At 72.6% G+C, this 9853-nt stretch carries 13 protein-coding genes; 4 read left to right on the forward strand and 9 right to left on the reverse strand.

Going from position 1 to position 9853, the window contains the following annotated elements; all coding sequences use genetic code 11:
• Positions 1-46 precede the first annotated feature (46 nt).
• The 4 genes from ACH4E7_RS23615 to ACH4E7_RS23630 all read right to left on the reverse strand — a co-directional run bounded on the left by ACH4E7_RS23615 (position 47) and on the right by ACH4E7_RS23630 (position 3293).
• Complete coding sequence (locus ACH4E7_RS23615) at positions 47-1066, reverse strand: LD-carboxypeptidase (RefSeq protein WP_396250994.1); 1020 nt, start codon at positions 1064-1066, stop codon at positions 47-49.
• 221 nt (positions 1067-1287) lie between these two features.
• Positions 1288-1497 (reverse strand): DUF397 domain-containing protein, encoded by a 210-nt coding sequence (locus tag ACH4E7_RS23620; RefSeq protein WP_396250995.1) that lies wholly within the window; start codon positions 1495-1497, stop codon positions 1288-1290.
• Positions 1498-1510: 13 nt separating this feature from the next.
• Positions 1511-1927: a nuclear transport factor 2 family protein gene (locus tag ACH4E7_RS23625; RefSeq protein WP_396250996.1), complete on the reverse strand. Its 417-nt coding sequence runs from the start codon at positions 1925-1927 to the stop codon at positions 1511-1513.
• 118 nt (positions 1928-2045) lie between these two features.
• The gene (locus ACH4E7_RS23630; RefSeq protein ID WP_396250997.1) at positions 2046-3293 is read right to left on the reverse strand and encodes a hypothetical protein; all 1248 of its coding nucleotides are present in this window, start codon (positions 3291-3293) and stop codon (positions 2046-2048) included.
• A gap of 264 nt (positions 3294-3557) precedes the next feature.
• Between ACH4E7_RS23630 and ACH4E7_RS23635 the strand changes: the two genes are divergently transcribed.
• On the forward strand, positions 3558-4676 hold the full coding sequence (locus ACH4E7_RS23635; protein ID WP_396250998.1) for a peptidoglycan recognition protein: 1119 nt from the start codon (positions 3558-3560) through the stop codon (positions 4674-4676).
• Between the two features lie 126 nt (positions 4677-4802).
• Here ACH4E7_RS23635 and ACH4E7_RS23640 read toward each other — a convergent pair whose 3' ends face one another.
• Positions 4803-5378, reverse strand: coding sequence for a PP2C family protein-serine/threonine phosphatase (locus ACH4E7_RS23640; protein ID WP_396250999.1), 576 nt, complete (start codon positions 5376-5378; stop codon positions 4803-4805).
• On the reverse strand, positions 5342-5773 hold the full coding sequence (locus ACH4E7_RS23645; protein ID WP_396251000.1) for a hypothetical protein: 432 nt from the start codon (positions 5771-5773) through the stop codon (positions 5342-5344). The genes ACH4E7_RS23640 and ACH4E7_RS23645 overlap by 37 nt, the downstream gene beginning before the upstream one ends.
• 227 nt (positions 5774-6000) lie before the next feature.
• Between ACH4E7_RS23645 and ACH4E7_RS23650 the strand changes: the two genes are divergently transcribed.
• Positions 6001-6525, forward strand: coding sequence for a SixA phosphatase family protein (locus ACH4E7_RS23650; protein WP_396251001.1), 525 nt, complete (start codon positions 6001-6003; stop codon positions 6523-6525).
• Between the two features lie 49 nt (positions 6526-6574).
• Here ACH4E7_RS23650 and ACH4E7_RS23655 read toward each other — a convergent pair whose 3' ends face one another.
• Both ACH4E7_RS23655 and sigJ read right to left on the reverse strand, forming a co-directional pair.
• Entirely contained in the window at positions 6575-7234 is a 660-nt protein-coding gene (locus ACH4E7_RS23655; RefSeq protein ID WP_396251002.1) for a hypothetical protein, read from the reverse strand.
• Between the two features lie 145 nt (positions 7235-7379).
• The gene (gene sigJ / locus ACH4E7_RS23660) at positions 7380-8330 is read right to left on the reverse strand and encodes an RNA polymerase sigma factor SigJ (protein WP_396251003.1); all 951 of its coding nucleotides are present in this window, start codon (positions 8328-8330) and stop codon (positions 7380-7382) included.
• A 125-nt stretch (positions 8331-8455) separates the two neighbouring features.
• Here sigJ and ACH4E7_RS23665 point away from each other — a divergent pair, with 125 nt between their 5' ends.
• Both ACH4E7_RS23665 and ACH4E7_RS23670 read left to right on the forward strand, forming a co-directional pair.
• Positions 8456-8935, forward strand: a complete 480-nt coding sequence (locus tag ACH4E7_RS23665) for a carboxymuconolactone decarboxylase family protein (RefSeq protein ID WP_396251004.1) — start codon at positions 8456-8458, stop codon at positions 8933-8935.
• Positions 8936-8965: 30 nt separating this feature from the next.
• Positions 8966-9352, forward strand: a complete 387-nt coding sequence (locus tag ACH4E7_RS23670) for a DoxX family protein (protein ID WP_396251005.1) — start codon at positions 8966-8968, stop codon at positions 9350-9352.
• A 75-nt stretch (positions 9353-9427) separates the two neighbouring features.
• Here the strand turns inward: ACH4E7_RS23670 and ACH4E7_RS23675 are convergent, their stop codons facing one another.
• A complete protein-coding gene (locus ACH4E7_RS23675) occupies positions 9428-9712 on the reverse strand; it encodes a hypothetical protein (RefSeq protein ID WP_396251006.1) in 285 nt (94 codons plus the stop codon).
• Between the last annotated feature and the right edge of the window lie 141 nt (positions 9713-9853).

A 9853-nucleotide genomic window follows, 5' to 3' on the forward strand; every position in this document is an offset into this window, starting at 1 on the left:
CCCAGGGGGTGCGGCCGGGGTCCGTCGGCTCACTGATCCGCGGTGTTCAGCCGACCGGTCCAGTCATCGCGTGCGGCCCTACCACCGGTTCGAGTAACGACAACGTCCGCTGCTGCGCATCGAGGCCGACGCGGATGCCGACCGGCATCGGCAGATTCGGGCCGGCATGCCCGAACTCGACGTTGCCCAGGACCGGGATGTCACGGTCGCCGAGGACGTCGAGGACGATCTCGGGCAGGGTCGGGGACGCGCCGGGCTCGAGTCCACCGATCTCGTGCGGAACGCCCACGACCATGCCGGAGATCCGGTCGAGGATGCCGCAGTGTCGCATCACCTGCAGATAGCTCCACACGTACGATGCCAGGCCGCCCATCTCCTCCCAGAACAGCACCGCACCGTCGAACCGTTCGAGCGGCAGCGCGAAACGCGTCGCCTGCGCCAGCACGATGCGATTGATCACCCCGCCGATCAGCCGACCTTCGACACGACCAGGACGCCAGCACTCCCACGACGGGCTCGCAGGCAGCGCACCGATCGCCTCGGTACCGGTCAGCAACCTGGAGTAGAGCCTCTCGAGTTCCGCCTGGCGCGCCACGGGCGCAGACTGCCAGTGCCCGCCGAAGCCAGGGACGGCCATGTCGGCATGGAACCCGACCAGACCCGTGCGCGCATAGAGCACCAGATGCAGCAGCGAGATGTCGCTGTAGCCGAGGATCGGCTTGGGGTCGGCCCTGATCGCCTCGACGTCGATCAGGTCAAGGTAGCCGAGCGCCGTCTGGCCGCCGTCACTCGCGACGATCGCGCGCACCTCAGGATCACGCAGAAGACCATTGAGCTCCCCGGCGATCTCCGCAGGCGTGGCCGCGCTCCACCAATGGCGGCGTCCCACTTCGAGTAGCGGAGCCCGACGCACGCGGAATCCCATCCGCTCGAGCACCACCACCGTCTGCTCGACGTTGGGCTCGTCAGCGGCCGGCAGCGGACCGGACAGCGAAGCGATGACAACGAGATCGCCGGGCCTCAGGGCACGCGGTCGAAGCAGGTGAGGCAGTGCAGAACCAGTCATGGCGTCAGTGTCACCGGTGCCACGGGTAGGGTCACGCGACTTTCGTCGGTCGTCCGCCCCGGTGCTTCTCGCTGCGGATGTGAGCATGCTCCGTCCGCTGAGCGGCAAGCGCACCGTGTAGCCGGACGATCACGCAAGGCGGCCCGCAGAAGATCACCCGAACTGGCAACGACATGGCCCCGCCGCCCCTGGGGAGGGGCGGCGAGGCCATGGAACTGCGGTCAGCGGGCGTCGAATTCGCCGGTGCGGACGGCGGTGGCGAAGGCCTGCCAGGCGATGGCGGAGAAGACGAGCGCGGGGCCGGAGGGGTCCTTGGAGTCGCGGACGGGCATGACGCCGGCGAAGCCGTCGGCGACCTCGATGCACGCACCGCCGTTTGTGCCGCTGTATGAACTCTTCCGCCAGGAAGCGTCGGTCAGGTCGACGTCCATTCCAGGTCTCTCCTTACCGCGCGGATGAAAGCCAGCGATTCGGCACCTCGGACGGGTCGGCGTAGGCGTGCATGCCCACGATCCGCCCGTCGCGGACGGTGAACACGTCGGCGGCGGTGATGGAGAGCGGGTTGCCGTCGGCCAGGACACCGTGGACGTGGTGGACGATGACGACATGCTCGCCGCTGCGGCAGGCGACGGGCTCGGAGTGCAGCTCGCTCCACATCGCGTACGAGGCGCTCAGGTACTCGTGGACGGCGCCCGCGCCCCGGTGCGGGCCGCCGTTGGGGAAGTCCTCGGGCTCGACCCGGTCCACGTCGGGGTGGAGGTCGGCGACGGCGGCGTCGATATCGCCCCGGGCGTACGCGTCGTACGCGGCGAGCACAAGGGCGACATCGGGGTCGGTGCGGTCTGCGGGGGCGGCGGTCATTGCCAGGGGCCCTGTCCAGTAGGGGAGTCGAGCGGAAGAGGAGTGTCGGGCGCGGACATGCGAGAGCGCAGGAAGTCGGCCGGGCCGACTTCCTGCGCTGCACCCGCCTCGGGGTGGGTTACCGCTGCGAAGCGCGTCGGCGGCTGATCCGCGTGGCCGCCGCGCCGGCCGCGAGGAACGCGGCCGAGAGGCCGAGCAGGACGGGGGTCTTCGGCGCGCCCGTCTGGGCCAGCTCGCCGTGGTGTCCGCCGTGGTGCTCCTCGCCCTTGCCGTGCTCGCCGTGGTGGCCGGGCTTCATCTCGTGCTCGCCGTGGTGCTCCTCGCCCTTGCCGTGCTCGCCGTGGTGGCCGGGCTTCATCTCGTGCTCGCCGTGGTGCTTCTCGCCCTTGCCGTGCTCGCCGTGGTGCTCCTCGACCTCCTCCGCAACGAACTTGATCTTGTTCAGGTTGAGGGCGGTGTTCTTGGAGCTGTTCTCCGAGGAGTTGTTCGAGTTGCTGGCGGCGCTGTTGTTGACATTGTTGTCGACGCTGTTCTGCACGATGACGGTCACGTCGACGTTTTGGCCTTGACCCTGGTGCTGCTCCTGGCCGTCAGGCTTGGCGTGCTCCTCGGGCTTGCCGGGCTTGGCGTGCTCCTCGGGCTTGCCGGGCTTGGCGTGCTCCTCGGGCTTGCCGGGCTTGGCGTGCTCCTCGGGCTTGCCGTGCTCGCAAGGCTTGCAGTGCTCGCCGTGCTCCTCGCCCTTGCCGTGCTCGCACTTTTTTTCATGCTTGCAGTGCTCGCCATGCTCGTCGGCCTTGCCGTGCTCGCCGTGCTCGCCGGGGATGCCGGGAACGACGGGCATGCAGAAGAGTTCGCCGAGGCCGTGGCCGTCGAGGGAGCCGCGGTGCTCGTGCCCGGGCTCGTGGAGGCAGTTCTTGCCGCCGTTCGCTCCCATGTCCATGGGAAGCGTCGACGGCGCCTGCCCCTTCAGCCGCTCGCTCTCAAGGCCCGGCTCGCCGGACTGGAGCGAGTCATCCGGCAGTGCGGCGCCGGCCGGCTCCGCGGAGTCCTGCTCCTGGCCGTCGGCCGGGGCGGCCTCGAGCTCGAGCTCGGGCTCGGTGTCACCGTCGGCCCGGTGGGTCGGGCGGGCGGCCTGCATCGACTGGAAGGCGCTGCTGCTGGCGAAGGTCCGGGCGCCGGCCGCAGGGGTGCCGCCCTCCTTGGCCTCGCGCATGAGGCTGTCGACCCATTCGCCCTGGGCCTCCGCCGAGGCGGAGGCTGTGCTGTGGTCGGCGGCGGGCGAGGCAGCGGCGGTACCGCCGGCGCCCCACACGAGGGCGGCCGATGTCAACCCCGACAGGACCAGGGTGGTGATTCGAGTTCGCATGACGCTCCTGGATGATCCGCAAAACGGATCTTCTGAATACGCTGATTTACCGCCCAATCACGGCGCGCGTGGCCGCGGATTAACCACACCGGCCCAATGCATTACCGAGCGTGGACGAACGCCGCCCGCGCGATCCGCCCCGCGATCCGCGCCGCCGCGCCCAAGCCACGCCGCGGCTGCGCCCGGGTCCTGACGGCCCGCCGTGACGATGCGGCCACCGTCGGCGACATGCAGCGGCGGTGGTTTCCGGCGAACATCCGTTCCATGAGGATCTCAATCCCGGCAGCGGTCCTTGCGGGCTGCCTCACCGTCCTGCTCTTCCAGCCCACGGCCGTTGCCGTGGGCGACTCGGGTGCCGCTGCCCCGGCACCCCGTACCTCCGCCGGAGGCGGCTCTGTCACCTCGGTGGCCCTCACCTCCGGCGGAGCCCTCGCGCCCCGGTCCACCCGTTCGTTCGAACTTCTCGGCGTGGTCTGGGAAGGATCCCCGACGGCCCTCGCCGGAGGCTCCGTCCGGGTCCGCACCCGCGAGGCCGCCACCGGCCGCTGGAGCGACTGGCACACCCTGGAGGCCGATGCCGTGGACGGCCCGGACGCCGCCGCGCACGGCGCCACCGCGCCGCTGTGGGCCGGACGCAGTGACGGTGTCGCGGTCGACGTGCACCCCGGTCCGGCCGGACTGCCGCGTGGACTTCGGGTCGAACTGGTCGACCCCGGCCAGGGGGCGGCCTCCACCGATGCCCAGACCCTGCCCGAGCGCCCGGCCGGGCCCGCGACCGCCGCCGCCCCGCGCCCCGGCATCGTCACCCGGGCCGGATGGGGCGCGGACGAGTCCATCCGTGAAGCGGGCTTCGTGTACACCGGCGCGGTCCGGGTGGCCTTCGTCCACCACACCGCGACCGCCACCGACTACGCCTGCTCCGACGCCCCCCGGGTGATCAGGTCGATCTACCAGTACCACGTGCAGAGCAACGGCTGGCGGGACATCGGCTACAACTTCCTGGTCGACCGCTGCGGCACCATCTACGAGGGCCGCGCCGGCGGTGTCGACCAGCCCGTCTTCGGTGCCCACACCCTCGGCTTCAACACCAACTCCTCCGGTATCGCCGCCATCGGCACGTTCAGCTCGGACACCCCGCCGCAGGAGCTGCAGGACGGCCTCGCGAAGATCTCCGCGTGGAAGCTCGGCCTCACCGGCCGGTCGGCCGGCGGGACCGCCCAGCTCACCTCCGGCTCCGACGCCAGCCTCTACCCCAAGGGCACCGTCGTCGCCTTCAACGCCATCTCCGGCCACCGCGACGGCTTCGCCACCGAATGCCCCGGTGAGGCCCTCTACGCCAGGCTCCCCGCCATCCGCAGCACGGCGGCCCGTCTCCAGGGGTGACGAGCCGCGGATCCGTCGGCGCCCCGACCCTCCTGTCCGGGGCGACGCCGCACGGCACGGTACATCCCGACCGGCCACCGCCGGCCGGGACGTGCCGCGCGGCGTCCTGTCCTGCCCCTGGCCCGGCTACCGGTCGGGCGAGCGCAGCCGCTCCACCAGGAGGACCACCGCGTCATCGCCCAACTCGCCCTCCGCGAAGGCGAGCAGATCCGAACGCAGCAACTCCGCACGTTCCTCCACGCCGCCCGCCCGCCATCCGGCGGTCGAGGCCAGTCGCGTCAAGCGCTCCTCCAGCGGGTAGCGCGCACCCCCGCACCCCCGGGCCTCGGCGACACCGTCGGAGCACAGCACCAGGGTCTGCCCCGCGGCGAGCGGCTCCCGGCGCAAGAGCGGTGCGCCCACGGCCAGTTCGGCCAGGCCCACGGGTGGGCCCGCCCCGCACGCCGCCGTCCGCACGCCGCGGTCGGAGGCGACCAGCGGTGCCGGCGCGTGACCGCACGACAACAGCACCATCTCCGTCGTCCCGGAGAACTCCGCGAACAGCGCCGTCATCAGCACACCGGTCGCCACCGACCGGGAGACACACGCCTCCGCCCTCGCCGCCACCCCGGCCAGGGTCGGCTCGTACTGCGCGGCCTCCCGGATCTCCCCGAGCACCCGGGCGATCACCTTGACCACGGCGGGCCGTCCGGTGCCCCGCACATCGCCCTCACCACCCGGGCTCCGAACGGCGTCTCCATCACCTCGTACAGAACATCCCGGTCCTGTCCGACACCGGCCGCCGACGCGCACCGCACCGCGATCGTCAGATCGCCCATCCGGCCGGGCGGCTGGAGCACCCCCCGTCGCGCCGCCCCCGCCATCGACGCCGGCGCCCGCTCACCCGCCGCCCGTGACCGCGCGAGATGCCCGACGAACACGGCGATCGCCGCGCAGGTGAGCGCGACCGCCGTGGACAGGCCTGCGTGACCGGCCGTGAAGCCGCTGCCCGACCCGCTCGCCGGCCGCGCGGCGATCGAGGCCGCACGCAGGACAACGGTCGCCCACGGGAGGGCCGACAGCGCCGAGGACTCCACCACGGGCGCGAGCATCGGCATGGCCGGAGAAAACGAGGACCTGCTCAGCAGGTCCGATCCCCCACACACCACGAGTGCCGATACCGTCAGCACCAGGCCACGTGAGGGGGAAGCCGGAGTCGACATGGCGCGACCCTAGGGGAAGTGCGCCGCTGAAGCCGATCAACACAGCGGCGTGGACGCCGCTTTCGCCCGCCCGGTGGGCATGGGAGATCGACCGGGCGGGCGTCGAGAAGAGGGAGCAGCCCGTGCCCGAGGAGCAGCAGCGCCGGATCGTCCTGGTCCGCCATGCCAAGTCCGACTGGCCCGACGTGGACGACCACGACCGCCCCTTGGCCGCGCGGGGCCGCAAGGCCGCCCCGCTCGCCGGGCGTTGGCTCGCCGACCACGGCCTCGTCCCGGATCTCGCGCTGGTCTCCACCGCCGTGCGCACCCGCGAGACCTGGGCGCTCATGGTCGCCGAACTCCCGACCACACCCGAGACCGTCTACGACGGGCGGCTCTACGACATCGGTCTCGGCGAGCAGCTCATCGCCCTCCTCGCCGAAACCCCCGACGACGTCGCCACCCTGCTCGTGCTCGGCCACAACCCCGTCGTCCACGAGGCGGCCGACGCCCTGGCGGGTGAGGCCGCCGACGAGGACCAACTGGCCCGGATGCGGGGGCGTTTCCCGACGGCGGCCATCGCGGTGCTGACCTTCCCGGGCCCCTGGCAGGGCGTCGGGCCCGGCGCCGCGCGGCTCACCGCCTACCGCACGCCCAAGGACGCCTGACCGCAGGCCCCGTGACCGCCCCGCCGTTCGGCCGGGCGGTCACGGGGTGTCAGGCGCGGGTGCAGGCGTGGGTGGTCCGGCTGCTGCCCGAGGTGTGGACGATGGTCAGGGTGGTGCCGTCATACGTCACCGCCAGGTTCTCCTTGCTGCTGTCGTTGGAGCCGGGCGGCTGCCAGGGCAGCGTGACCTGGACCGTGTCGCCCACGGTGGCGGGGACGTTGAGGGCCTCGGGGGAGCGGTGTTCGCCGGCCAGTTTGGCGGGGCCGTCGACGATGTCGAGCGACAGGTGGCCGCCGCGCAGCAGGAAGCTGCCGCGCCAGGTGCCGTCCTTGCCGCTCAGGCCGTCGAAGGTGAGCGTCCAGCCGCCGTTGCCGCCGCCGTCGGTCTGGACGGTGACCTTGCTGTGGAGGGGCTTGCCCCGGGAGCTGGTGGACTGGACGGTCCAGCTGCCGCGCACGAAGGCGTCGAAGGCGCGGTCGGCGACGGTGGGCTTCGCGGTGGGGGCGGCTGGTGCGGGGGCTTGGCCGGTTGCCGTCGGGTCGCTGTTCGGGGGTGCGGCCGAACCGCTGTCCGCCGTCGTCGCGCTGTCACTGCCGCTGCTGCTGGAGCAGGCGGCGACCAGCGCGGACCCCACGCCCAGCGCCAGGTAGCGCAGGGCGTTGCGGCGGCCTATGACGCCTGCGGCGGCGGTGAACTGACGAATGCCCATACTGATCTCCCCGTTCGTGACGTGCACTTGATCAAGCGGGGAGTCTAGGGGAACGTACCCCGCCCGCCCGCCCGCCCGCCGGCTGGTGTCCGGGCCGAAGGGCGGGCGGGCGGGCCCGGCGGTTCCCCGAACGGGATTCGCATGCCTACCGCTCCCGGGGCTGCCGCACCTTCCGCAGCCCCAGGTCCGACACCTCGCCCAGGTGCCCGAGCTTGTCCGGGTTGGCGACGGCGTGGATCTCGCGCACCGCGCCGTCGACGATGTCGAGCGCGACCACGTTGAGCACCCGCCCCTGGGCGTCGTAAGCGACCACGCCGGGGCGGCCGTTGATCCAGGCCGGCACCAGGCTCGCGCCGAGCCGGGCGATCCGGCGCACGCCGCTGACGAGCAACTGGGCGACCTGGCGCGGGTGGGAGACCGAGCGGCCGATCGCCTGCGCCTTGCCGCCGCCGTCGCCGTGCAGGACGACGTCGGGGGCGAGCATGCCGAGCAGTTCCTCCGGGTTCCCGCCGGCGGCCACCTCGAAGAAGCGGCGGGCGAGTTCGTCGCCCTCCGCGCGCCGGGTCGGCGGCAGCGGGGCGTGCGCGCTCACCGCCAGGCGCTTCTTCGCCCGGGCGAAGATCTGACGGCAGTTCGCCTCGGACTTGCCGGTCAGCTCCGCGACCTCCGGGTAGCCGTAGCCGAAGGCCTCGCGCAGCATGAACACCGCGCGCTCCACGGGGGAGAGGGCCTCCAGCATCACCAGGAAGGCCATCGACAGCGAGTCGGTCAGCTCGGCGTGCTCGGCCGGGCCGCCGGGGCGGTCGGCGAAGGCGACGACCGGCTCGGGCAGCCACGCGCCGACGTAGGTCTCGCGCCGCACCCGCGCCGAGCCGAGGTGGTTGATGCCGAGCCGGGTGACCGAGGTGCTCAGGTACGCCTTCAGGTCGGTGATGGGGGTACCCGCCCGCTCGACGCGGGTCAGGTTGAGGAAGGTGTCCTGGACGAGGTCCTCGGCGTCACCCACCGAGCCCGTCATGCCGTAGGCGATGGAGAACAGCAGCGGCCGGTACCCGACCGCGTCCGCCGCCGTCGCCGCATCCGCCGATCCCGCCATGGAACCCCTCCCTTTCAGCGCCGCCCGGACCCCGGGGTGGCGCGCGTCACACCGGCACCTGTCACAGGCTGCCCGGCTGCCCTGTCTTAAGGACGACCAGCGGACAACGTACCGAGGAGCACATCATGGAAGCCCGCCTGAACCCCTTCGCCAGCCCCGTCATGGGCAAGGTCTTCAAGCACCTCGTCGCCGCGAACCGGATCCTGCTGGAGTCGACCCTGCCGGTCGCCGTCCAGGAGCTGGTCAAGCTGCGCGCCAGCCAGATCAACGGCTGCGGGTACTGCGTCGACATGCACTTCAAGGACGCCGTGCACGCCGGTGAGGAGGCGACCCGGCTGAACCTGGTGGCGGTGTGGCGGGAGGCCACCGTGTTCACCGAGGCCGAGCGGGCCGCCCTGGATCTGGCCGAGGAGGGCACCCGGCTCGCGGACGCGGCGGGCGGGGTCGGCGACGAGGTGTGGGAGAACGCCGCCAGGCACTACGACGAGGAGCAGCTCGCCGCCCTGGTGAGCCTGATCGCGGTGATCAACGCCTTCAACCGCGGCAACGTGATGACCCGCCAGCCCGCCGGAAGCTACCGGGCCGGGCAGCCTCACACCCTCTGATACCCGTCTCAGGCCCGTAAGGAGAACGCCGTGAACCTCGCACTGTGGATCGTCGCCGGACTGCTGGCCGCCGCCTACCTGCTCGGCGGCGCCTTGAAGATGGTCGCCCCGAAGGAGAGGATCGCCGCCGCCGGGCGGAGCGGGCGCTGGGTCGAGGATTTCAGCGCGGGCGGGGTGAAGGCGATCGGCGCCGTCGAGGTGCTGGCCGCGGTGGGGCTGGTCCTGCCCGCCGTGCTCGGCGTCGCGCGGGTGTTCGTGCCGCTGGCCGCGCTCGGGCTGGTGCTGTTGATGATCGGGGCCGCAGCGGTGCGGATCCGGCGGCAGGAGTACGGGCTCGTCGCGGTGGACGTGGTCTACATCCTGCTGGCCGCGTTCGTGGCGTGGGGGCGCTTCGGGCCGGAGTCCTTCCTCGGCTGACGGTCGACCGGCTGGCCGGGTACGGCGCTTCGCCGTGCGACCGCCGCAGGGGAGCGGTCGCACGGCCGGGTGCCGTCAGCCGAGGGCGACATGGCGCCCGATGCCCGGCACGGGCGGCCTTGCGCTGCGTCGGGGCGGTGATCGCCTCGCGGCACCGGTCGCGGTCGCCCCGCTCGAAGGCCGGGCCGCGCAGGGGGGCGGGTGCGGGCCGATGCGCCCGCCCGCGCGCGGGGACTCGGCCTCGTCGCGGGCGCCGCGCACGGTGCGCGGCATCCGCTCGGACAGCTCGGCCTCGGCCTCGGCGAAGTCGGTGTACTCGGTGAGCCGGTCGATCCGGACGGCGGGGTCGACCGGGCGCACCGGAAGTCGGCCACCCCGGGTCGAAGGTCCCGGCCGGCCCGTGGCCGCCGCTCTCCCCGTCGAGCGGCGCGGCCGGGACGGCGTGCCTGAGGGCCGTCGGATCGCTCCTGCCTTCCGTCGCCCGGTCCGCCCGCCATGGTG

This window comes from Kitasatospora sp. NPDC018058 (assembly GCF_044327205.1).
GTDB lineage: Bacteria > Actinomycetota > Actinomycetes > Streptomycetales > Streptomycetaceae > Kitasatospora.